Annotated in this window: 25 protein-coding genes and 4 tRNA genes; 3 read left to right on the top strand and 26 right to left on the bottom strand. The window is 47.5% G+C overall.

The genetic code is table 11. From position 1 onward, the window contains the following. Nucleotides 1–122: 122 nt before the first annotated feature. The 7 genes from IEW88_RS10245 to dnaQ form a co-directional block, all read right to left on the bottom strand. Nucleotides 123–1,118 carry an aldose epimerase family protein gene (locus IEW88_RS10245; RefSeq protein WP_147904108.1) on the bottom strand — a complete coding sequence of 332 codons (996 nt, stop codon included), beginning with the start codon at nt 1,116–1,118 and terminating at the stop codon, nt 123–125. A 342-nt stretch (nt 1,119–1,460) separates the two neighbouring features. Continuing rightward, a tRNA-Asp gene (locus IEW88_RS10240) sits at nt 1,461–1,537 on the bottom strand. 42 nt (nt 1,538–1,579) lie between these two features. Continuing rightward, nucleotides 1,580–1,656, bottom strand: a tRNA-Asp gene (locus tag IEW88_RS10235). A 28-nt stretch (nt 1,657–1,684) separates the two neighbouring features. Then, nucleotides 1,685–1,761 (bottom strand) — tRNA-Asp (locus IEW88_RS10230). Between the two features lie 19 nt (nt 1,762–1,780). Continuing rightward, nucleotides 1,781–1,857 (bottom strand) — tRNA-Asp (locus IEW88_RS10225). 108 nt (nt 1,858–1,965) lie between these two features. Beyond that, nucleotides 1,966–3,393, bottom strand: a complete 1,428-nt coding sequence (locus tag IEW88_RS10220; RefSeq protein ID WP_185148587.1) for a TIGR03503 family protein — start codon at nt 3,391–3,393, stop codon at nt 1,966–1,968. Beyond that, nucleotides 3,381–4,085, bottom strand: a complete 705-nt coding sequence (gene dnaQ, locus IEW88_RS10215; RefSeq protein ID WP_147904106.1) for a DNA polymerase III subunit epsilon — start codon at nt 4,083–4,085, stop codon at nt 3,381–3,383. The genes IEW88_RS10220 and dnaQ overlap by 13 nt, the downstream gene beginning before the upstream one ends. A 65-nt stretch (nt 4,086–4,150) precedes the next feature. Here dnaQ and rnhA point away from each other — a divergent pair, with 65 nt between their 5' ends. Beyond that, nucleotides 4,151–4,621 (top strand): ribonuclease HI, encoded by a 471-nt coding sequence (rnhA, locus tag IEW88_RS10210; RefSeq protein ID WP_147904105.1) that lies wholly within the window; start codon nt 4,151–4,153, stop codon nt 4,619–4,621. A gap of 15 nt (nt 4,622–4,636) precedes the next feature. On the opposite strand, the gene IEW88_RS10205 is transcribed toward rnhA, so the two are convergent. From IEW88_RS10205 to IEW88_RS10195, 3 genes are all read right to left on the bottom strand, one after another. Further along, nucleotides 4,637–5,383, bottom strand: a complete 747-nt coding sequence (locus IEW88_RS10205) for a sulfite exporter TauE/SafE family protein (protein WP_147904104.1) — start codon at nt 5,381–5,383, stop codon at nt 4,637–4,639. A 136-nt stretch (nt 5,384–5,519) separates the two neighbouring features. Then, the gene (locus IEW88_RS10200) at nt 5,520–6,074 is read right to left on the bottom strand and encodes a glutathione peroxidase (protein ID WP_147904103.1); all 555 of its coding nucleotides are present in this window, start codon (nt 6,072–6,074) and stop codon (nt 5,520–5,522) included. Between the two features lie 165 nt (nt 6,075–6,239). Next, nucleotides 6,240–6,593 carry a DUF2750 domain-containing protein gene (locus IEW88_RS10195; protein ID WP_008900551.1) on the bottom strand — a complete coding sequence of 118 codons (354 nt, stop codon included), beginning with the start codon at nt 6,591–6,593 and terminating at the stop codon, nt 6,240–6,242. Nucleotides 6,594–6,755: 162 nt separating this feature from the next. Here IEW88_RS10195 and ettA point away from each other — a divergent pair, with 162 nt between their 5' ends. Beyond that, nucleotides 6,756–8,417, top strand: a complete 1,662-nt coding sequence (gene ettA, locus IEW88_RS10190) for an energy-dependent translational throttle protein EttA (RefSeq protein WP_147904102.1) — start codon at nt 6,756–6,758, stop codon at nt 8,415–8,417. A 53-nt stretch (nt 8,418–8,470) separates the two neighbouring features. On the opposite strand, the gene glnB is transcribed toward ettA, so the two are convergent. Together glnB and IEW88_RS10180 are read right to left on the bottom strand one after the other, a co-directional pair. After that, nucleotides 8,471–8,809 (bottom strand): nitrogen regulatory protein P-II, encoded by a 339-nt coding sequence (gene glnB, locus IEW88_RS10185; protein ID WP_053425941.1) that lies wholly within the window; start codon nt 8,807–8,809, stop codon nt 8,471–8,473. 7 nt (nt 8,810–8,816) lie between these two features. Then, the gene (locus tag IEW88_RS10180) at nt 8,817–10,430 is read right to left on the bottom strand and encodes an NAD+ synthase (RefSeq protein ID WP_147904101.1); all 1,614 of its coding nucleotides are present in this window, start codon (nt 10,428–10,430) and stop codon (nt 8,817–8,819) included. A 162-nt stretch (nt 10,431–10,592) separates the two neighbouring features. Here IEW88_RS10180 and IEW88_RS10175 point away from each other — a divergent pair, with 162 nt between their 5' ends. Then, nucleotides 10,593–11,111, top strand: coding sequence for a GspH/FimT family pseudopilin (locus IEW88_RS10175; RefSeq protein WP_147904100.1), 519 nt, complete (start codon nt 10,593–10,595; stop codon nt 11,109–11,111). On the opposite strand, the gene IEW88_RS10170 is transcribed toward IEW88_RS10175, so the two are convergent. From IEW88_RS10170 to ileS, 14 genes are all read right to left on the bottom strand, one after another. Then, the gene (locus IEW88_RS10170; RefSeq protein ID WP_147904175.1) at nt 11,108–11,512 is read right to left on the bottom strand and encodes a type IV pilin protein; all 405 of its coding nucleotides are present in this window, start codon (nt 11,510–11,512) and stop codon (nt 11,108–11,110) included. The two genes, IEW88_RS10175 and IEW88_RS10170, sit on opposite strands and share 4 nt — an antisense overlap. Beyond that, entirely contained in the window at nt 11,509–13,062 is a 1,554-nt protein-coding gene (locus IEW88_RS10165; RefSeq protein WP_147904099.1) for a hypothetical protein, read from the bottom strand. Before IEW88_RS10165 ends, IEW88_RS10170 begins: the two co-directional genes overlap by 4 nt. Then, nucleotides 13,049–13,432 carry a hypothetical protein gene (locus IEW88_RS10160; protein WP_053425937.1) on the bottom strand — a complete coding sequence of 128 codons (384 nt, stop codon included), beginning with the start codon at nt 13,430–13,432 and terminating at the stop codon, nt 13,049–13,051. Before IEW88_RS10160 ends, IEW88_RS10165 begins: the two co-directional genes overlap by 14 nt. 12 nt (nt 13,433–13,444) lie before the next feature. After that, nucleotides 13,445–14,386, bottom strand: coding sequence for a PilW family protein (locus tag IEW88_RS10155; protein ID WP_185148586.1), 942 nt, complete (start codon nt 14,384–14,386; stop codon nt 13,445–13,447). 1 nt (nt 14,387) lies between these two features. Next, nucleotides 14,388–14,879: a type IV pilus modification PilV family protein gene (locus IEW88_RS10150; protein WP_147904098.1), complete on the bottom strand. Its 492-nt coding sequence runs from the start codon at nt 14,877–14,879 to the stop codon at nt 14,388–14,390. Between the two features lie 102 nt (nt 14,880–14,981). Beyond that, nucleotides 14,982–16,163, bottom strand: a complete 1,182-nt coding sequence (locus IEW88_RS10145; protein ID WP_147904097.1) for a pilus assembly PilX family protein — start codon at nt 16,161–16,163, stop codon at nt 14,982–14,984. A gap of 3 nt (nt 16,164–16,166) precedes the next feature. Next, a complete protein-coding gene (locus tag IEW88_RS10140; protein WP_147904096.1) occupies nt 16,167–16,700 on the bottom strand; it encodes a PilW family protein in 534 nt (177 codons plus the stop codon). Then, nucleotides 16,697–17,110 carry a type IV pilus modification protein PilV gene (gene pilV / locus IEW88_RS10135; RefSeq protein ID WP_147904095.1) on the bottom strand — a complete coding sequence of 138 codons (414 nt, stop codon included), beginning with the start codon at nt 17,108–17,110 and terminating at the stop codon, nt 16,697–16,699. Before pilV ends, IEW88_RS10140 begins: the two co-directional genes overlap by 4 nt. Next, nucleotides 17,107–17,568 (bottom strand): GspH/FimT family pseudopilin, encoded by a 462-nt coding sequence (locus IEW88_RS10130; protein WP_147904173.1) that lies wholly within the window; start codon nt 17,566–17,568, stop codon nt 17,107–17,109. Before IEW88_RS10130 ends, pilV begins: the two co-directional genes overlap by 4 nt. Next, nucleotides 17,569–17,949: a type IV pilin protein gene (locus tag IEW88_RS10125; RefSeq protein ID WP_147904094.1), complete on the bottom strand. Its 381-nt coding sequence runs from the start codon at nt 17,947–17,949 to the stop codon at nt 17,569–17,571. Nucleotides 17,950–18,115: 166 nt separating this feature from the next. Continuing rightward, the gene (gene ispH, locus IEW88_RS10120; protein WP_147904093.1) at nt 18,116–19,045 is read right to left on the bottom strand and encodes a 4-hydroxy-3-methylbut-2-enyl diphosphate reductase; all 930 of its coding nucleotides are present in this window, start codon (nt 19,043–19,045) and stop codon (nt 18,116–18,118) included. 2 nt (nt 19,046–19,047) lie between these two features. Then, nucleotides 19,048–19,479, bottom strand: coding sequence for an FKBP-type peptidyl-prolyl cis-trans isomerase (gene fkpB / locus IEW88_RS10115; RefSeq protein ID WP_053425928.1), 432 nt, complete (start codon nt 19,477–19,479; stop codon nt 19,048–19,050). After that, nucleotides 19,476–19,997, bottom strand: a complete 522-nt coding sequence (lspA, locus tag IEW88_RS10110) for a signal peptidase II (RefSeq protein ID WP_147904092.1) — start codon at nt 19,995–19,997, stop codon at nt 19,476–19,478. The genes fkpB and lspA overlap by 4 nt, the downstream gene beginning before the upstream one ends. Beyond that, complete coding sequence (gene ileS / locus IEW88_RS10105; RefSeq protein ID WP_147904091.1) at nt 19,997–22,825, bottom strand: isoleucine--tRNA ligase; 2,829 nt, start codon at nt 22,823–22,825, stop codon at nt 19,997–19,999. Before ileS ends, lspA begins: the two co-directional genes overlap by 1 nt. Nucleotides 22,826–22,867: the final 42 nt, after the last annotated feature.

Genomic DNA, 22,867 nt, shown 5'->3' with positions numbered 1-22,867 from the left:
TTTTAAGAATCATTTTATTTTATTAGCTTATTTATCTTATAAATACTTTAATAACGATTAAAACTCAACCTTTTTTACACCTTTTGGCGGCTAAAAATGTAAGAATCTGCTCTCTCGCTTTGTCAGGTTGATTTACCACCTTGAAATTTGCTGAATGCATAAACTATTTGATGTTGGTAAATTTGATCGTTGAGCAATAACGTCGAAGGGAAATTTTTTTGGTTAGGTGAATCAGGCCAATACTGAGCTTCCAGACATAGAGCCTGCCTCGGCCGAAAAGGCGCCGACAGAGCCTGACCTGCGTAAAATTGCAAACCCGGCATAGTGCTGCTCACAGTCAAACTGATATTACTTAAAGAAGAGCTTAAGGTCGCCATCTGCCGCAATTCATCCACCTGATTCTCAAAGATAAAACAATGATCAAATCCACCAGCTTGTATTAACTGAGGATCCGGTAGTGAGAGCTTATCGGCAATCAAGCTTGGTTGGCGAAAATCAAAAGCACTACCCGCTACTTCTCTTCTCTCACCAGTAGGGATCAAATCGGAAGTGACAGGCAAAAATTGTTCTGCGTGAATTTGTAACAGATGACGGCTAATATCCTGACTACCATCCAGGTTGAAATAGCAATGATTAGTTAAACTGACCAGAGTGCTACTCTGGGTCGTGGCGCGAAAACTGATTTTTAGTTCGTGATCTGTCAGCCTGATGGTTTGCCACACGGATAAATCTCCGGGAAAGCCATTGTCACCATCCGGACTGTGCAATAACAATTCAACCTCATCAACCTGATGGTGCAGAACTTGCCAGCATTTGTGACTAAACCCATGCCCGCCATGCAAACAGTGCTTATAAGCGGCAGTATTAAGTACAACCCAGCGGTCTCCAAAATAGAGTTTTCCATGGGCTATCCGGTTTGCATAGCGACCAATAGTCGCACCTAAATACCCACAATTCTGTTGATAATCAGTATAACGAGCATGACGTAATGTAAGTTCCTGCCCTTCAAACTGGATAGAACTGATAGTTGCACCAAAAGGTAGTACCTCAATCCGTAATCCAGAATTACTTTGCAACACCAAAGGGATAAATGCAGAAGCTGTGATAAATGAGGTCATGATCAAATTGGATAAAATGACTAATAACCAAACATATCCTATTTATCGTATAAATAAAACAAAAAACGTGCTGAAAATTAACGCTTCATATCAGGACACACCTGAATGTACTGCTTTGCACTTGTGAAGAACGCTCTGCGGCTTTGCCACTCTGAGGAACCGAAGTAGCGAATCTAAAAAGCAGCTCAATACCGTAAAAATGAGATCGAGGCGTGACGGGAGGGCCATGCTTGAACTGAGAGCAACCGACTGAACTGCTGTCGTCAGACAGCCGAATCAAAGGCATAAAAAAACCAGCTCAAGGCTGGTTGTTTTGTTTACTGAGTCGAAAACCCAGTAAAATGGCGGAGCGGACGGGACTCGAACCCGCGACCCCCGGCGTGACAGGCCGGTATTCTAACCGACTGAACTACCGCTCCGCACTGGAGTGAGCTTTCGCTCTAGAGGCTTGTTTGCTGAAGTGGCGGAGCGGACGGGACTCGAACCCGCGACCCCCGGCGTGACAGGCCGGTATTCTAACCGACTGAACTACCGCTCCGGAATCAGACAAACGATAAATGCTTAAGTGGCGGAGCGGACGGGACTCGAACCCGCGACCCCCGGCGTGACAGGCCGGTATTCTAACCGACTGAACTACCGCTCCGAAGAAGCATTTATTAAATTGGCGGAGCGGACGGGACTCGAACCCGCGACCCCCGGCGTGACAGGCCGGTATTCTAACCGACTGAACTACCGCTCCGCGCCAATACACCGCAGCATTTTCAATTGGGTATGCTGCGTTGCGGCGGGAATAATACGGATTCACCGGAGGGCCGTCAACGACTTTTTTGCCGCTTTTGTTTATTCCTTAATCATCCGGCAAAGAAAGTTCCAGAATGTCGTTTTTCTTGCCATTTTTTTGCGCCGGGTTGGTCATTTTTGCTTCGCCTGCCCCAGGCATCGCGATAGAATCTAAATCCATCGAATTATTCTTTTTCGCAAACAATGTTTTAAAGGAACGTTCTGTTACCACCATCCAGATAGCAAAACCACCGCCGCCGAGAATCACAATATTACTCAGGATCACTAAAACCCAGGGAAAAGAGGTTTCTTCCTCTTTAACCGGCTCGCTGGCGACAGGCGTTAAAGAAGCCTTTGCTAACTCAATTGCTGCAGCAGATTCTGTACTGGTTTCGGTACCTGCAGGAGCCACAGGTTCAGGTTCAATCACTTCAGCAACAAAAGAAGCAAGAGGTAAGGTGATCACCACATTACGCCCTGCCACTGTTTGGGCAAACAAGGTACTTTCTACCTTGTAAGTACCACTGGCGTAATTGACAATCTTTAGCTTTTTATCCACCTCGGCACTTTCGCCTAATGTAAAACTTTGCACTTCATTGTTAGGGAAACGAACTTTTCCTTGCAGCGCAACAGACTTCGGATTAATCACCGGATCCGTTACTTTAAAGGTTAGCCAGTGCAAGTCCTCCGCCTTTGTGGCCTGAGCGACCTCGAAGCTAATCGGGCTTTTATGCACAATCACTGGTTCCTGGACTACTTCACGGGTATACAAAGGTGTTTTCACGATAAATTTGGGTTGCCACTGACCCGGTTTCATGTCGAGTTTAAATTCACCGGTAAAAATACCATCTCGTGGCTTTTCATCGAAGTTGCGTCCATCATCAGCAAAGGTCGTCAGTTCAATCACACCTGCGCCAAAATTTTCGTACTCAGCGTTATTACTACTGATAAACAATACATCCAGGCGCAATAAATCGCGGAAATCTTTGGCAACGATCGGCTTTCCTCCATTCGTCAGTGTTGCTGTCACTTTGATGATTTCACCTGCCATCAGATGATCCGGTAACGGATCCACTTTCAGCTCAATATCGGTCAGCACCATAATTTTGCTTTCAGGCAGAATTTGCCCTATGGCCTGCCAAGGGCCCGGAGTCGGCTGCTTAATTTTGATCAAATCGTAGGTTCTATCGTCATACCACTGTACATCCTGATCCTCTGCGTTGACGACGTTAATTTTACTACCATCAGGTTTGACTAAAATAATGGATGGTGAACCGCGTTTGCGGAAAAACACCATAGTTATCTCTTCCACTTCATAGTCAATGCGGAATCTGTTATCAAACAATGGGATCTGATTTTTGGCGGGCAGATCAGGTAATAGACTCAACCCTGTTGGATCCTCTACCGCAGGCTGTTCTGCAACAGTTTTAGCCGCATCTTGCGCCAAAAGCTGCAAACTAAAACAAAACAGCAACAGAGAAATTAATTTCGCCACAAGCAGCTCCCCCCCTTTTTTTGTACCAGATCCAAACGCTGCTCATGCGATTGCAATTCAGCTTCAGAGGCAAACACTACAGGTAAACGGCTTGTGCGTTTCAGTTGACCTACCACTACATTTTGCTGCGCAGCAGCTTGTTCATCATTGGCTAAATTTAAGCTGACCTGACCTCCCGTCATGGCCAGATAGACATCAGCCAGAATTTCAGCATCCAACAAGGCGCCGTGTAAGGTACGGTGGCTATTATTGATGTCGTAACGACGGCACAAGGCATCGAGGTTGTTTTTCTGTCCCGGATGCGCTTCCCGCGCCATTTTTAATGTATCCAACACACCACAGATATCTGTGACTGGCGTTAGTGCCGGACGCAGCAAATTAAACTCGTGGTTAATAAAGCCGACGTCAAAGGCTGCGTTATGGATCACCAGTTCTGCACCCGCTATATACTGGCAAAACTGCTCTGCTATGTCGGCAAAACGTGGTTTACCAATTAAAAACTCATTGGTAATACCGTGAACCGCTATGGCTTCCTGATCAATCAGCCGGTCAGGTTGTAAATAGACATGAAAGTTATTGCCGGTCAGCCGACGGTTAATCAGCTCCACGCAACCAATTTCAATGATGCGATGGCCTTCCTGCGGGCTTAAGCCTGTGGTTTCGGTGTCGAGTACTATCTGTCTTTTCAGCATTCTGATTCGTGTTCTTAGTGCTTTTACGTTAGATTATACGCCGATTTCAGTTGTGGGAAGCATCGATGCGTAAAACAGTAGCAATCTATACAGACGGTTCTTGTCTTGGAAACCCAGGACCTGGTGGTTACGGCGTAGTTTTACGTTATCAACAGCACCAAAAAGAAATGTCTGCAGGCTACAAGCAAACCACCAATAACCGCATGGAATTGCTGGCTGCTATTGTTGGTCTGGAGAGTTTAACGCAGCCTTGCGATGTGGATTTAACCACAGACAGTCAATATGTTCGTTTGGGTATTACGCAGTGGCTTGCCAACTGGAAAAAAAACAACTGGAAAACCAGTCAGAAAGAACCTGTAAAAAACCAGGATTTATGGCGCCGTTTAGATGCGGCCTGTCAGGGACATAAAGTAAATTGGCATTGGGTAAAAGGTCATGCCGGTCATCCGGAAAACGAACGCTGCGATGAACTAGCCCGAGTTGCTGCCACCCATCAGGCGACTGAAGTAGATGAGGGTTTCCAGCCATCCGCCTGATCTGGCCCTGAACTATCAGCGGATGATTGGCCAGAGCAGCGAAACTGCTGTACCAACCAAGAGTGCGGAAAAGCTTTTCCGCACCCATAACTGCGGAATGTAAGCAGACAAGATAATTCCAAGCAAACTGCCAGCAGCACCTATCAAGCCTAACCAGCCAATCAGCTCCAGCGGTAAAGTATCGCCCTGAGCGGACATCAGCCAATAATGGCTGATAAAACCAGTTGTGCTTTGCAGGAAAACAAGTGCCAGACTACAGGCTATAGCGCCAGACATTGGAATAGCAGTGACCGCCAACAACAAGGGCACTATCAAAAAGCCACCGCCAACACCGACCAAACCCGTTAACATACCTAATGACATGGCCAGAGCCACTAATAACCAAGAGGACTTAATCTGCCACTGCCAAATAGTCTTGCGCCACATATTAGCCGCGCTGCCCAACATTAAAACAGCCAGGATCAGCAGTTGTACAGAAGAGTGCAGCCATTGCGCTAAAGCTACGCCAAGCAAAGTACCAAAAAAAGCAGGCACTGCAAAACGTTTAAATAATGCAACATCAAGATGACGGCGCCACAGATAGGGCAATAAAGCGATAAAGCTGATTTGAGCCACTACGCCTAAAGACGAGACTATGGCCACTTTTTCCGGCAGCTGCACTAAATGCACCAGCACAGGTACTGTCAGTATTGAGCCGCCTGAGCCCAACAAACCTACGCTTAAGCCGATAATTAAAGCTGAAATCAGTACCAGAACCGACATAAAAAACCAGATAGTTTTAATAACTAAAAGAAATATTAAACTTCACTAAAGGAATAAGCAAGCAGGCTTCAGAGTGAACAAACAGAATAAAAAAAGGCCAGCATCAGCTGACCTTTGCTCTGTGCAGGCAAGTGCGCTATTCAGCTTTTAATAAAGCCTCAACTTCTTTGACAAAATCAGCATCATCGGGCGAGACTTTACTGCCAAAATGTTTGACTTGCTGCTCGTCCTTGCTGACCAGGTACTTATTAAAATTCCAGGACGGCTTTTCACCTGTTTTGGCGATTAAGGCTTTAAATACCGGGTTCACGTCATCACCACGTACTGCGCTGGTGGCAAACATAGGAAAGGTAACACCATAGTTGATGTAGCAGACTTCAGCCGTTTTTTCCGCGTCGTCATGCTCCTGCATAAAATCGTCTGACGGGAAACCTAATACCACTAAGCCCTGATCTTTATACTTCTCATACAAAGATTGGAGAGACTTAAACTGCGGTGTAAAACCACATTTACTGGCGGTATTCACAATCAGTAAGGTTTTGCCTTTGTAGGTTTCACATAAATCTAAAGTTTCTTTTTTACGTAACTGTGGCAGTGAATGGCCCAAAATTTCGCCACAGCTATTGGCAAAAGCGGCACCACTAGCGCTGAGCAGCAGTGTCGCAGTCAGCAATTTCTTCATTGTTTTCATTATTAGCTCCTGTGATTAAACGATGTGAACTGATACGGACCAAGTCAGATGCTGGATCTGAGTAATAACAACAGACCGTCCATCAGAGGCTGTTATTTCACGCCGATATAAAATTCATGCAGATACAAAAAAGGCGACCTGAGTCGCCCTTTTATGGATTTGGCTTTATTGCACTAAAGCCAAAGCTTCTAAAATTTCACGTGGCTCTACTTCAGGGCCATTCAACGATTCATCCCAGTTGGTGCCGATCAGCACGCCGTCGTCGTACATCTCTTGTAACCAACCTTCACAGAATACATCCAGCGGAATAGCTTCTGGTTTGTAGTCAGACCATTCGTCTGAACAGTGTACTAAAGCCGCTTCCTGACTAGACCAGAATGGCATCACGTCTGTATCTTCAAAATCAACAGACTCGACCACCAGCAAATCTTCGCCGTTTGCTAAAGTCCAAACCACACCATGGGTTTTGGCTTCTGCAATAAAATTTTGAAACACCGGATCATGTGAATATTCGCCCATGGTAACCACCTTTCTCTGAACACTAAGTTGAATTGGTACTATTAGAGCAGAAAACCAGATTAAAGACGAATTAAAATCCCCTTTCCTGCAAGGCGCTGTTCCCCTGTTTTTTAAAAATAACGTACAATTGCCGCATTCTAACCAACAAGATGAGTGACTCTTATGGCTCAGTATATTTACAGCATGTACCGCATGTCGAAAGTAGTGCCGCCCAAGCGCACTATTTTAAAAGACATTTCGCTGTCGTTTTTCCCTGGTGCAAAAATTGGTGTTTTAGGTTTAAACGGTTCAGGTAAATCCAGCTTATTGCGCATTATGGCGGGTGTGGATAAAGAGTTTGACGGTGAAGCCCGTGCTTTGTCCGGTATCAATATTGGCTATTTGCCGCAGGAACCAGAACTGGATCCGGAAAAAACTGTAAGGGCCGTGGTGGAAGAAGCTGTCGCTGATGTGAAAAACGCCTTAACCCGTTTGGATCAGGTGTACGCTGCCTACGCCGAAGAAAATGCAGACTTCGACGCCTTAGCTCGTGAACAAGGTGAGCTGGAAGCCATTATTCAAGCCAAAGACGGTCATAACCTCGACAATATTCTCGACCGTGCTGCCGATGCGTTGCGCCTGCCAGCCTGGGATGCTCTGATCAAACACTTATCAGGTGGTGAACGCCGCCGTGTTGCCATTTGCCGTTTATTGTTAGAAAAACCAGACATGCTGCTGCTGGACGAACCGACGAACCACCTGGATGCTGAATCTGTGGCCTGGTTAGAACGTTTCCTGCACGATTACACAGGCACTGTGGTGGCTATTACCCACGACCGTTATTTCCTCGATAACGTCGCGGGTTGGATTTTAGAGCTGGACCGCGGTGAAGGTATTCCATGGGAAGGTAACTACTCGTCCTGGTTAGAGCAAAAAGATGCCCGTCTTGAGCAGGAAGAGCGCAGCGAAAACGCTCGTCAGCGCTCTATCAAGCAAGAACTGGAATGGGTTCGTACTAATCCAAAAGGCCGTCATGCCAAATCCAAAGCACGTATGGCCCGTTTTGAAGAACTGCAAAGCCAGGACTTCCAGAAACGTAACGAAACCAACGAGCTGTTTATTCCGCCAGGACCTCGTTTAGGCGACAAAGTGCTGGAAGTGAAAAACCTGCGTAAAACTTTTGGCGATCGCGTCTTGATTGATGATTTAAGCTTCAGCATTCCAAAAGGCGCCATAGTGGGTATTATCGGCCCGAACGGTGCAGGTAAATCGACGCTGTTTAAAATGATCACCGGTATGGAACAAGCGGACGCTGGTACCATTGAAGTAGGTGATACAGTACAAATTGCCAGTGTTGATCAGTTCCGTGACAGCATGAACCCGAAAAACACCGTGTGGCAGGAAATCTCCAACGGTCAGGATATTCTGCAGATAGGTAACTTCCAAATTCCAAGCCGTGCTTATGTCGGTCGTTTTAACTTTAAAGGCAACGATCAGCAGAAGTTTATCGGTGAATTGTCCGGTGGTGAGCGTAACCGTGTGCATTTAGCTGCGTTGTTAAAAGCTGGCGGCAACATGCTGTTACTCGATGAACCCACCAACGATTTGGATGTGGAGACTTTACGGGCTCTGGAAAACGCTATCCTCGACTTCCCTGGCTGTGCCATGGTGATCTCGCACGACCGTTGGTTCCTTGACCGTATTGCTACTCATATTCTGGATTACCGCGACGAAGGCAAAGTGAACTTCTTCGAAGGTAACTATTCAGACTACGAGACCTGGATGAAAGCCACCTACGGCAGTGATGCAATGCAGCCACACCGCATTAAATACAAAAAGATCTAACGAAAAAAGGGGGCAAAGCCAATGGCTTTCCCCCCTTTTATTAACGCCTGGTTTTACACTGCGTCTTCGTTTTCTTCACCTGTGCGGATACGAATGACACGCTCGACATCAAACACAAAAATTTTGCCATCACCAATGCGGCCTGTTTGCGCAGTTTTGATAATCACATCAATACAACGTTCGACTTGTTCGTCCGGCAGTACCAGTTCAATTTTTACCTTAGGCAAAAAGTCGACCATATACTCAGCACCACGGTAGAGTTCAGTATGGCCTTTCTGCCGACCAAAACCTTTGACCTCAGTCACTGTCATGCCGGTGATATTAATTTCGGCCAGAGCTTCGCGTACATCGTCTAATTTAAACGGCTTAATAATAGCTTCAACTTTTTTCATGACTTCCTCAGCGCTGTTTCCGCATCCACGATGTGATGGGGTATCTTCTGTCTTTACCAAAGTTGCGGCTGGTCACTTTTGGACCTACGGCCGACTGGCGTCTTTTATATTCGTTAATGTCGATTAAATTCAACACTCTGCGTACTGTAGCTTCATCATAGCCCATAGCCACTATGGCGGGCAGTGACTTGTCGTGTTCGACATAAGCTTCAATCATTGCGTCTAAATCATCATAAGGCGGCAGATTGTCCTGATCGGTTTGATCCGGCGCCAGTTCAGCAGATGGGGGTCTGTCGATCACTCGTTGTGGGATCACAGGCGAGAGGCTGTTGCGATATTCTGCTAAACGATACACCAGGGTTTTTGGCACATCTTTAATCACCGCAAAACCACCACACATATCCCCATACAAAGTGCAGTAGCCTACAGCGTTTTCACTTTTATTGCCCGTAGTCAGCAACATACGGCCAGTTTTGTTCGACATCGCCATTAACAGCACACCGCGGATACGGGCCTGCAGGTTTTCTTCTGTGGTGTCTTTGCTACGGCCTTTAAACAAAGGCGTAAGCTGCGCCATAAAGCTGTTGTACATAGGTTCGATAGAGACCGAGTCAAACTCAACCCCCATCACTTGCGCCTGAGCTTTAGCATCTTCCACACTCATCGACGAGGTATAAGCAAAAGGCAGCATTAAGGCTTGTACTTTATCTGCGCCTATAGCATCCACTGCTACCGCCAGAGTTAAAGCCGAATCTATACCTCCGGATAGCCCCAGCACTGCGCCAGGAAAACCGTTGTGCTGAATATAATCGCGGGTCGCCATCACTAAAGCTGCATAGACTTCAGCTTCAACCGATAAGCGTGGTGTAAGCTCAACATGGCCATAATGCTGACCACGGGCTGCTAAATTGACGGTAGCCAGTTCGCGCTCGCAGGCTTTACCACGAAACAGCAGTTGCGCATCCGGACTGACCACTAAAGACTGGCCATCAAATACCAGTTCATCCTGGCCTATCACCTGATTGACATAGACAAAACCTAAATGCAGGTGTTTGGCTAAAGTTTGCAATAACTCTTCGCGCTGCGCTGCTTTGCCTATTTCATAAGGGGAGGCGTTTAATACCAAGGCCCAGTCCGCGCCCTGTTCTTTGGCTAAAGCGGCCGGAGTACCTTGCCAGACATCTTCGCAAATCAGTACAGAAAAACGTTGGCCTTTGAGCTCGAAACAACAGGCTTCAGTGCCTTCAGTGAAATAACGTATTTCATCAAACACGCCATAATTAGGCAGCGCCTGTTTGTAATACCGTGCGATCACTTCACCCTTTTGAATCACTGAAGCAGCGTTATACAAAGCCTCACCATCACGCCACGGGTGACCGACAACCAGTGTATTTGGCAGCTTAGCCGCACAAATCTGCTGCAGGCTTTGCTCCACCACTAACTGAAAGTCGGCCCGCAGCAATAAATCTTCGGGCGGGTAGCCTGTTAAAGTCAGCTCAGGAAATAACAACAAATCGCTTTGACTGCCTGTGGCAATCTCCAGCACTTTTGCGGTGTTTTGTGCAACAGCAGCCACAATAAAAGGCTGTTGTACCAGGGTAATAGAGACAGCAGAGGACATCTGAACCTGCACTAAAGGATGAAAAAACTGCCGCTATGGTAGCGATTTTTGCTGCCGGACTCAATCAAGCATCGTCATAAGCGCTCTACCATTTCGATTTTAGATATTTAACATAAATGCAACTAAACTAGGTCAGATGGATCCACACAGGTGTTTTCTTAGATGAACACAGCTGAGCGCCCAAAAACATCTGCGGCCTTTAGCCTGATTGAGCTGCTATTAGTTCTGGCTATTCTGTCCCTGGTCGCCACTATAGGCATGCCTGATTTGAGGGAACTATGGCAACGCTTGCAGGCGGAACATTTTATGCGCCAGCTCAGCCAGCATTTAGCCTATGCCAGAGTGCATGCGATAGCCCAACAACACCAGGTGCAACTTTGTCCTCGCCACGGCGTAGTCTGCAGTTCAGACTGGAACTCGGCTCCCATTCAATTGCATCAAAAAGCCTTACAAAATTGGCAGGATGTATTACTAAGAGAGCTAAAACATCCGGTCCAGAGCCATCAGCTATTTTACAACAGACCGTCACTGCAGTTCCGCAGTGACGGCAGTCTGGATTTACTCGAATCCGGTACTTTTGTCTATTGCAGCAAAACGCCCTACCACTGGCATTTCAGATTAACCATCAGTCAGGCTGGACGCAGCCGTTTATGGCAGGAAAACAAGCCATGTCCTTATTAATAAGTCCAACAGACAGAGTCTGGTTCACTACTTTTTTGACCATAGCTGTTTAGTAAAAACACCTGACAGTTTTTATCTTCAGTCTGAGCTTGTTGCGCCTGAGCTTTGAGCTGGTAGCCTTGCTCGGTAACCAGAGCACTAATTTTATAACGGCCAGATTCGGTCACAAACTGTTTAGCGGCAAAGCCCAGCTCGGTCAAATCCGCGCTGTATCGTCTCTGATCAACTAACAACATCTCTTGTAAACCAGCCACTTTGAGCAAGATCTGCATGGCTTCGGTTCTGTAACTTCTAAGTACCTGCTCCTGATAACCCGGCATCAAAACAGAGGCCAAAATAGCTAAAATGGCTAATACCACTAACAACTCAATGAAACCAAATCCCTGCGGTGTGCGGCTCATTCATAAGCTCCTTCTTCATTATGGTAGGTGCCCATTAACTGCCAACGCGGGAAGCTATCTCGCTGAATTGTTTTGCTGCAATGAGTGCAATCAGGACTGATCTCCAGCATAGTCTCAATCAGAACCTGCTGACGATGCTGCTCTATCAGGGCAAAACCTCCTTGCGTATTTGCTTTGACCTTCAACGCACCTGCGGCATGATCCAGAGGTAAGCTCGGTTGGCGATAAACAGCAGAGGCATGATGTAAATGCAAAGCCATTAAGGCAGAACTGCTCTGTTCTATATTGCATAGCTGCTCTGTATTTGGCTTCAGAAGGTTGAGATAAATCACTCCGGCGGCAACAACAGGTATATGAGTCAAACGTCCGCTCAGTTGACTGAACCAGCCACTTTTTTGCTGAATGTGTTGCCAATGCTGTGACGTTAATAAGGCAAGTTCAGGTGACTCAGGTAAAGTTCTGTCGACTAAATCAGACGATGACGAAACGTCTTCACTTTGTGCTTTCAGTACTACAAACACTGTATTTTGTTGTCTTAAAGCTCCCAACAACACCAGCCATTGGCTGCGTCTCGAATGAAAATCACTGCCTGCCCCTCCGACAGGCACGGCTGCATACAAAGTGCGGATAAACTGAATATCGCTGAAATTTAGCGCAGATAAATCAGCAACAGCCCGTAGCTGATAAAACTGATTATGTTCCAGCTGAACCTGCCAGATTTGACCGGCAGTGCTACCGAATACCAGACTATCTGAGACTGAATCCCTGTTTTGATCAGAAAGAGCCATAGCTCCGGACACGCCTGATATATTCTGTTCGGCCGCTAGTTTGGCTTGCAGCAGCCCCGTCATCATATCGACCTTGTAAATCAGCGTTTTTGGATCTTTTGCGGCCGTATTTGCTAACAAAAGCGATAACCCAGGGCTGCCCTTTTGCTGCTCAATCAATAGCGGCTGCCCCACAGCTCCGGCTAAATCAGTGAATCCGGGGGCAGACGCGCTCAAACTCCATAAAAGTTCAAGGTTTGCGAGACTATCGAGCTTTAACGCAAAATAGGCTGGCTGGCTGATACTGCTGCCGCTGACGATGATCAGCTGACCTTTTATTCCAAGCTCTTGCTCTGCGATCAGTAAAGGCTGATGCAGATGGCTATTCAAATCCGTCAGTTGCGTCTTCAATTGCGACAATGTAGGTAATAATGTCCAGGGCAGCCACCAAATGGTCTGCTTTGTTTTGTCGTCAGTACGAAACTTCAGTGCGCCTGCATAGCTGACCAACTGATAACTCGCGTCGATATACGCAGGTAGAGGCTGACCTTGAATATCCACAGTACTACAAGATATAGTCTCCAACAGTGTAGGCAGCTCATTCAACCACTCTGTGGTTTGTTCAGCATCGAGTTGCAGATGTTGTGCCAGTGATTGATGTTGCTCTGCACTAAGCTCTGTCAGTTGAACAGAACCTTTACCAGGAATATGACTCCAGAAGGAATCAGCAAAAAGTTGCTGACTGCACAGCAGCAAACAAAGCCCTAATCTATAAAATTCCATCCCTGCCTCCTTCAGGCAGAGATTGCCTGACTAAGACACTGGTCACTGTATGGTGATGGTGAGCCTGACGCTCTGTAGTCCGCACCTGATACCACTCACAGCTGCTAATCCAGTCACTCCAGGCCGCATAATTCGCCGGACAAGGCGCTATAACAAAAGTGTCAGATTCAGCCGTACTTTGCTTCAGTTGCTTTAATTCCTGCAGATGTTTGCTTTGAGTGTGTTGTTTAAGCTGAAAAGATAAAGTGGCACTGCCAGCCAACTTTTGACTTAATTGTGTTTGCACCAGCATAGATAGGCTAATACAACTTAAGATCAGCATTAATATTAAAGTAGTGATCAGAATAAAACCTTTAGAACTCATCATCATAACGACCTCCTTTTATAAGCGTGTGTTGCTAAATGCCACAGAACTGCTGACTAACAGGCGTCGAAACGGATCGGAGGGAGCTTTAAACCATTCTCGCCCCATCTGATACAGCTGATTATTTTGATAACTAAAATCTTCGTCCAAACTACGTAATAACAGGTAAAATTTAATGTTGATAATACGATGCTTCTGTTGCTGCCAGTGCTCTGGCTGCATTTGCGCTGTTCCCAAATAATAATCCACCTGACCGTCTAAATTAGCATCCAGACCAAATTCAAAATGCATTCTCTCCACTCCATCTAAAATGGAGTCCGTTGTCATAATGTTTTGCCCAGCAGCGTTTCGGATCAAACGCTTACGCATCAGTACAGGGACTATTTCACCTGAGTGCTTTTGTTCCGCGATATAAAAAACCTGATGAGAATAGGGCCAATACAAGGAGTCTGGTACTAAGTCAGCACTTGAGCTGGTTACAAACTGACTACTGGCAGGTGAAGTTTCAAAATAAATCCGGTTTGAGCGCATTTGAGTTGCAGTCAGGCTGACTCCTACAATGCGCTTAAACTGCAGTAGCTCCGAACCAGGCTTAGGCTGACTTAAACACTCCAGATGGTTATGCTGCTGCACTATTTCCGTATATAAGCCTAAATAAGGTCGGCCTTTGACAGGAAGGCTGCCGACATCAGTGTCACTGGCACAATCCCCCAATACAGGCGCAAGCTGATGGGTCGCGGATGCAACATCAGCCAGACTGCGGCCGGCAAAAAACATCAGGTTAGGCAGCTCGGCCTGAAACAAGCTCATCAGCGTCTGGCTGTTTTGCTGCAGCTGCACTAACTGCTGAGTTTGGCGATTGGACTGCTGAGTCGCAAACAAAGTACCGATCAGAAAAGCCATCAAGACTAAACCCAAGGTCAGACTGACCAGCAACTCCACCAGGGTGAAGCCACGCATTTCAAGGCACCACCATAGAAATTTGCAGCCGGTGAGGTGACACATCACAGACAGAAGCCGGACGCTGGATTTGCACTTTAGCCAAAGAGCGCCAGCTCAGTTGGATAAGCTTTTGCCCGGCTTGTTGACGGATACAAAGTGCGGGTTGCTGCAACAGTTGTAAACTCTGTGGATGACCTGAGGCACTTAAGGTACTGTACAAATGATACTGACTAAGTTGCTGCGCATCACATCCATAGCTTTCGGTGCAGTCGCTGGGCTGTTCTGCCATCCAGAGTGGGTGTATGCCTTCGTAATCTGAAGCCACACTGTTATGGCTTGCCATCCTCTCAGCCAATTCGACAGTCAGGGACAAAGCTATGGTTTGTTGGGTCGCCAGAATCACTTGTTGACGCGCAAACAGAGAGGCACTTAAAGCACCCAGCCCTGTTAGACAGAGTAAAAATAAACTGATCAGAACTTCGGTGAAGGTAAAACCAGAGGCATGTGGCATATCCTTGCGCTCGAAAAAGTCCGTTTACCTTAAATTTACCTCCGTTCCTTAAAAGGTCAAATCTAACCAGCACTTTTTCATAATGGTCGCACCAGTAGCTCGTTAATACACCTCACTCCAGGCACTCATACTACTGGGTGTGGCTGCACTGGAACCAGCACTGCTATCCAGTTGCCACATTTGTTGGGCTGCACCATTTTCACTTAATAAGTCACGTGCGGTTTCGAGGGAGCCCTTGTCATATCTGAATGTGGCTTTGCCTCCGCCATCCACATCGAACACAAAAGTTGCTTCAGCCTGGCCAAAAGTCCATTCTCCTGTATCTGCATCCTGTAACGGGTTGGCAAATACCACAGCGCCCCCCAACACACCACCATTACCGCCACCAGAAATAGTAAAAGTCTGCCCCGTGACGATAATCAGCCCTTCAAAACTGGGGGTGCCAGAAAAAGCCAAGTTCCCCTCTACCACTAAAATACCAGCTCCGCTGTTATTTCCTTTTAATTGCAATGGACCGCTGTGATAAGTAATGCGCGGGACAGCTATTGTGCCCATATTATTCGGGGCAACGCCTCGTTGTGCCACGGGCAACGCATAATACTCAGCCTTTAATGCTGTTATAAATTCAGCCATTTTTTCCGGATCACCAAAAGGATCATCAAATTCAACTTTTTTGATGCCACCTTCGTAGTTATCCATCCGGCCCTTGCTGTTAATATCAGTTTCCATCAATGCGACATTAGCATCCGTATTAGTGGCAAGTGCTGGTCCTATCGCATTACCTAGCGCATCCAGCTCACCTATGATTTCAAATGAAGCGCTGTTCGCCGTGTCAAAGGTTTTGATGTTGCCTATGATATTCATAGCGGCAAGATTACCCGACGCCTTCGCCTGTTGATACAATGCCTGTACCTTGCGGGTGACTCCTGTATGACTGATAGTCCCCACACTGACAAGAAGCGCAAAACCAGGATGAGACACATAATCGACAGATGCCAGCTGCCACTGTGCACTATTTTGTAAATTCTGCTGGCCAGCGTTAATAGCAGCCAGAGTACCGACACTGTCGCCCCACAAACCGGCGTTTGCCGGGTCATCAAACCAGACCTTCGCTCTTACAAGGCCACTTTCTGCAGCCATAAAAGCTTCCGAAGCCTGCTTTTGATTTGAGGCAATGCGCTCTGCCAGTTGCGTATTACCTATGCCCGCTATTCCTACTACAGTAGCTACAGCTAGCAACATCAGACTGACAATCAACACAGCTCCACGCTCTTGATACCTCATGGCTCAACCCCCTGAAGCTGCAACTGCAAATTTTTGCGTCATCACTGCATTACGTAGCGCAATGCGAAACGTGAACTGATGCTGTCGGCTGTAATCCGCTTCTCCGGTCTCCAGCTGTACCTGGGTTTCTAGGGTCACCGCATTGACACAAGCGACCACTAACGAGTCTGCATCCAGGCAACTAAAAAGGATACTCTGTATGTTATCGGCGATCACAGCTGCGGCTTCGCCTGTCAAGGCTCGATGAAGCTCAGCGCCGTTCGTTAGCTGATAGGTAATCACTGCAGCGCCCTGGTTGATCGTCAGCATGTCAAAACTTGCGTTGAGATCCACAGCGCTGGCTCCTCTGACATCATTCAGCAAACTATCGGTTATAAAACTGACATGGCCCTGCAGCACGCTGAAACGTTGTGACTCGCGGTAAGCATGTTGCCCGGCGACAAAAATCTGGATCCCCCCCCAGATCAGAATAATACCTAGGGTTAAACCAATCAGTAGCTCAACCAGGGTCAGCCCATAGTGCTGTGTGAGCTTCATGGATATAAATCCAGCGCATAGGTGAAATGAGTCTCTGCACTGCCGCTAAAGCGGCTTTCATCCCAATTGATATGAATAATATAAGTGGTCTCTCCAACTGCAGGCGCTGTGATCGTAGCGGCTAAACCAGGCAAAGTTAAACGTCCATCCTCAGCACTTTGCCAGTGTTCCTGCCACTGCTGAGCCAGTTCTGCTGTGGTTAAAGGCGCAGCTGATGCACTGTTGGCCCAGAGTCGCTCTCCCGCATCCATTGCGATCACTGTGGCTAAAGTACGTTGGTATGCTGAATGGCTATTTTGCAAAGATTTGAGCTGTAAACCAGCCATACCTAAAAGACCAAAGGACAGGATCAATACCGAAACCAGAACCTCCAGTAAACTGAATCCTGAAGATGAACGGAGTGAGGTCATACGCCACAGCCTCCCGGCTCAACGGCTATCTGCCCACCCAAGCTGACGGAGAGATGGCGGTCTAAATCAGAGTGACCGGTATAAGATAAAGTGATACAGGCTTGCGCCGCAGACCGGCCTTTGGCATCAAACAAGACTGTTGTGTCATCGGTTAGCAGGATATCTACAGTATCATGACTCATTGATCGTAAAAGCTGAGCATCCGTAACCCGCGTCACATCAGCTTTCCATCCCTCGTCTGTGTCGGACAAAGTTAGCTGGATAGTCTGTTGTTGCTTAATCGCCTCAGAGCGGGTGAACTGAAGTAACGCCAGGAGCGAATTTGCCTGACTGCGTACCGTATTTTGCTTAAGCATAGTATCCATCGCAGGTACTGCGATCAGGGTTAGGATCAATATCAGGCTTACTGCTACCATAAGTTCGATCAAACTAAAACCTGAACGCAGCTGATTGAGCATTTACCAGCACCCCTGAGGATCAGAGCCGCCTTTCTCGCCACGCTGATTCAGAGTAAAAGTGCTGCAGTCAGAATCTGAACTTTGAGCACCTGTGGCCGTTGCAGTTAATATAAACGCAGTATCAGTTATCTCTGCTGAAATAGTATAAAAGCCGCCGTTGGACGATGTAGCCAGAGATAAGCCGCTATAACTGTTGGTCTGTGTGAACTGACGTTCTAATTGCTGCGAGAGAGTGAACAAGCTTTCTACTGCATCAGCCCGGCGGGACACCATCATATACTCCTGGTATGCAGGCAAAGCTATGGCAAAGAGGATACCCGCGACAGTAATGGCAATCATTAGCTCAATCAGGCTGAAACCAAAGGTATAGGGCTTTTTCAAAGACTGTAGACTCCTGCGGCAAAACACCACTGCGCCAGTAGCCTAACTTTAGCAAAGTCTGCTGCATTAGCCAGTGGCCTGCAAAACAGCCCTAGGATTTAACATCTGCCCCATACAAGGCTGAAAATCAGGTAAAAAAAAGCCCCGTTTTCACGAGGCTTATTGTTTATCTTAATTCTGCCGGCACCGCAAAAATCACATTTTCTTCGCGGCCAGGGTGCTCTATCACTTGTTTGCCCCCCCATTCAGTCAAACGCTGTACCACCTGCTGCACCAGCACTTCAGGCGCCGAAGCACCCGCTGTGACACCAACAGACTTCACATCTTTTAACCAGTCCTGCTGAATATCAGCCGCTGTATCAATCAGGTAAGAACGGCAACCCATCTTTTCGGCGAGTTCTCTCAGGCGGTTTGAATTACTGCTGTTTTTTGCGCCAACCACTAATAAGAGTTCAGTTTTGGCCGACAGCTCACGCACCGCATCCTGACGGTTTTGCGTGGCGTAACAGATATCGTCTTTACGTGGCCCTTCAATATCAGGGAAACGTTTGCGCAGCGCATCAATCACATCAGCTGTGTCATCGACAGATAAAGTAGTCTGACTGCTGAAACATAACTGCGCAGGGTTTTTCACCTGCAGTTTTTCAACGTCTTCCACCGACTCGACCAGGTAAATACCACCTTCGGGGTTGTCGTATTGGCCCATAGTGCCTTCGACTTCGGGGTGTCCGGCATGGCCAATCAGAATACATTCAATACCTTTACGGCTGGCCCGGGTGACTTCCATATGGACTTTAGTCACCAACGGGCAAGTGGCATCAAACACTTTCAACCCACGTTGTTTGGCATGTTCACGCACAGCCTGCGATACACCATGGGCGCTGAAAATCACGATGGCATCGTCCGGCACTTCGTCCAGTTCATCGACAAAAACCGCACCAGCGCGACGTAAACCATCGACCACAAATTTGTTATGCACCACTTCATGGCGCACGTAAATAGGCGGCTCGTAAATTTCCAGCGCACGGGACACTATGCTGATAGCACGGTCGACACCGGCACAAAAACCCCGTGGATTGGCGAGTAAGATATCCATAATTAATTGATAACCTGTACGATTTCAACATTAAAGGTCAGAGTCTGGCCTGCCAGTGGATGGTTAAAATCTACTGTCACAGACTCGCCCACCACGTCACGAATAAGACCAGGCAATTCAGAACCGTCTGGCATAGCAAAACCGACGATCATGCCGACTTTGGCCGGAGCATCAGCGGAAAACTTACTGCGGTCGACATAATAAATATTGTCAGGATTAGGCATACCGTAGGCATCTTCCGGCGCTAGCGTAAAGGTGCGTTTATCGCCCGCCGCCATACCACCTAACTGAGCTTCAAAAGCCGGGGATAAGCTGCCATCGCCCATTTGCAGTTTGGCCGGTTTGTTATGCACACGGGTGCTTTCTGCGGCGCTGCCATCGGATAATTTAATATCAAAGTGAAATATCACAGTACTGCCAGGACCTATGATCACTGCTTGTCTCCTGAAGTGGCGTTCTGGTTTTCGCTGCTGAAGCTATCCCAGATTAATAAAACGGCACCAATGCTGATGGCACAATCGGCGATATTAAAAATAGGGTAATGCCAATTCTGATAAAACACATGCAGAAAATCCACCACATAACCATACAGGCTGCGGTCAATTAAATTACCAATAGCGCCACTGATAATCAGACTCAAGGCTAAAGATAATTTCAGCTGGGTTTTCGCTAAACGGCTTAACCAGACAGCTAATACGATACTGACCACCACAGCGATCAGGGTGAAGAACCAACGCTGCCAGCCACCTGCGTCACCTAAAAAGGAAAACGCAGCGCCATAGTTGCGGGCATAAGTGAAATTAAACACCGGCAGCAAAGACACTGATTCGCCTAAGCTGAAGTTCTGAATGACCCAGACTTTGCTTAATTGGTCAGCGACCAACACCAATAACACCAGCCACCACCAGCGCCAGCCTGTCTCCGTAAATAAACGGCCTTTAAATAAATGCATCAGGCAAACTTCCTTACTTCACCAGCGCCTTCGACGTTATCGACACAGCGGATACAAATCAGCGGATGCGCAGGGTTCAGACCCACATCGTGTCTGTGGTGCCAGCAACGGTCACACTTAGGCGCAGTAGATGCGTTCAGTACGACAAACAAGTTATCCATTTCAGTGGCTACTGCATCAGCAGGAGCAGCTTCACTGGACACTACAGCAGTCGAGGTGAGCAAGGCAAAACGTAACTCATCGCCGATAGAGGTCAAGTCTGTTGCCAGCTGGCCTTTAGCATACAAGGTCACTTCAGCTTGTAATGACGCACCAATTTTGCCATCCCGACGGCCGACTTCCAGCACCTTGTTGACGGCGTCACGCACTTCCAGCAGTTGTTGCCAAAACGCATCATCAAACTGACCTGCAGGAACAGTGTCTAAGCCCTGATACCAGACTTCAGTGAAGACAAACTCGCTATGCTGCCCTGGCATCACTTCCCAGATTTCCTGCGCTGTGAAGCTCATGATAGGCGCCATCCAGCGAACCATGGCTTGTACCACGTGGAATAATGCAGTCTGACAAGAACGACGGGCTAAGCCATCGGTTTTTGCCGTGTACTGACGGTCTTTAATCACGTCTAAGTAGAAGCTACCCAACTCCACAGTACAGAAATTCATTAACTTCTGGCTGACCTGGTGGAACTGGTAGTTTTCATAGGCATCAACAATTTCCTGCTGCAATTTGGCAGCACGTTGCACCAGCCATAAATCCAGCTGCACCATCTCTTCAAATGGCACCAGTTGCGTTTCCGGTTCAAAACCTTTTAAGTTCGCTAAAAGGAAACGGGCTGTATTACGGATACGACGGTATTTGTCTGCAGCACGGTTTAAGATTTCATCAGAGACTGTCATCTCTGAGGTGTAATCCGTCGTTGCGACCCATAAGCGCAAAATGTCAGCGCCTAACTTGTTCATCACATCCTGCGGCGACACCACATTGCCCAAGGACTTGGACATTTTGCGGCCTTCACCGTCCACAGTAAAACCATGGGTCAGTACTTGTTTGTAGGGCGCGTGGTGTTTAATGGCCACACCTGTCATCAGAGACGACATAAACCAGCCACGGTGTTGATCCGAACCTTCTAAATACAGGTCGGCCTGAGTAGCACCATGAAATTCTGCACGAGGCTCAATCACACAAGCGTGCGTCACGCCTGAGTCAAACCAGACGTCCAGCGTGTCTGTCACTTTGACGTACTGAGCCGCATCAGCGCCCAATAAGGTTTCGGCTTCTAAATCAAACCATGCCTGAATACCAGATTGTTCGACTAACTGAGCCACTTGCTCCATCAGCTCCTGAGTATTAGGGTGCAAAGCACTGGTGTCTTTGTCGACAAACAGAGCAATAGGCACACCCCAGGTACGCTGACGGGAAATACACCAGTCCGGACGACCTGCCACCATGTTTTCAATACGCTGCTGACCCCAATCCGGGATCCAGCGGGTTTGACCAATTTCCTGCAGTGAGGTGCTGCGCAGGCCTTTTTGTTCCATGCTGATAAACCACTGCGGCGTAGCACGGAAAATAATAGGGGTTTTATGGCGCCAGCAATGTGGGTAGCTGTGTGTTAAGGCTTTATGCACTAAGAGCTTGCCGGCTTCTTTTAAGGCTTCAACCACTGAGTCGTTGGCTTTAAACACATGCTGACCAGCAAAAAGTGGCGTATCCGGCAGATAGACACCGTTGGCGCCTACAGGGTTAGCCACTTCTAAGTTGTAGAGCTTACCTACAGTAAAGTCTTCCGGGCCATGACCTGGCGCCGTATGCACAGCACCGGTACCAGAATCGGTGGTGACGTGATCACCTAAAATCACCGGCACTTCAAAGTCATACAACGGGTGTTTTAATTTCAGCAGCTCCAGTGCCTGACCTTTGCAGAAGCCTAAATTATGGTAATGCTCCACACCAGCACGAGCCATCACAGCAGTGACTAAATCTGTGGCTAAAATCAAACGCTCAGGGCCATTTGGTCCTTGTTCGACTTGCACCAGGCTGTAATCAATTTTGGCATTCAGCGCTACAGCGCGGTTGGCCGGAATAGTCCATGGCGTCGTGGTCCAGATCACTACAGACACAGGGCCAGAACCAGTGTGACCTTCAGGGTGATCAAATTTATTCACATCAGCGTCGTTCACCAGAGTGAAACGAACATCAATGGCTGGTGATACTTTGTCCTGATATTCCACTTCAGCTTCAGCCAAAGCAGAACCACAGTCAGTACACCAGTGCACTGGCTTAAAGCCTTGCTGCAAGTGACCATTGTCGATGATACGACCTAAAGAGCGGATGATATTGGCTTCAGTAGTAAAATCCATAGTGCGGTATGGGTTGTCCCAATCACCTAACACACCTAAACGGATAAAGTCGACTTTCTGAGCTTCGATTTGCGTCAAGGCATAATCACGGCATTTTTGACGGAATTCAGCAGCGCTCAGCTTCACGCCTGGCTTACCGTATTTCTTTTCAACGACCAGCTCGATAGGCAGACCATGACAGTCCCACCCCGGCACATAAGGGGCGTCGAAGTCAGACAAGGTCTTGGCTTTAACAATCATATCCTTAAGGATTTTATTGACCGCGTGACCAATGTGAATGTTACCGTTGGCGTATGGAGGGCCATCGTGCAGGATAAAGGTTTTTTTACCTTGTTTGGCCTGACGAATTTTCTGGTACAGATTTTTTTCTGTCCAGCTGGCTAACATCTGTGGCTCACGCTGCGCAAGGTTGGCGCGCATGGCAAAAGCCGTGTCCGGTAAATTCAAAGTCTGCTTGTAGTCAGTCATCCGTTGTTGTTCCGTCTTCTTTAAGTTTAAATTCGTGTCGCT

The sequence above is a fragment of the Rheinheimera tangshanensis genome (genome assembly GCF_014645135.1).
Taxonomy (GTDB): Bacteria; Pseudomonadota; Gammaproteobacteria; order Enterobacterales; family Alteromonadaceae; genus Pararheinheimera; species Pararheinheimera tangshanensis.
The sequence above is the reverse complement of the archived record's forward strand: the minus strand, read 5'-3'. Positions and strand labels throughout refer to the sequence as shown.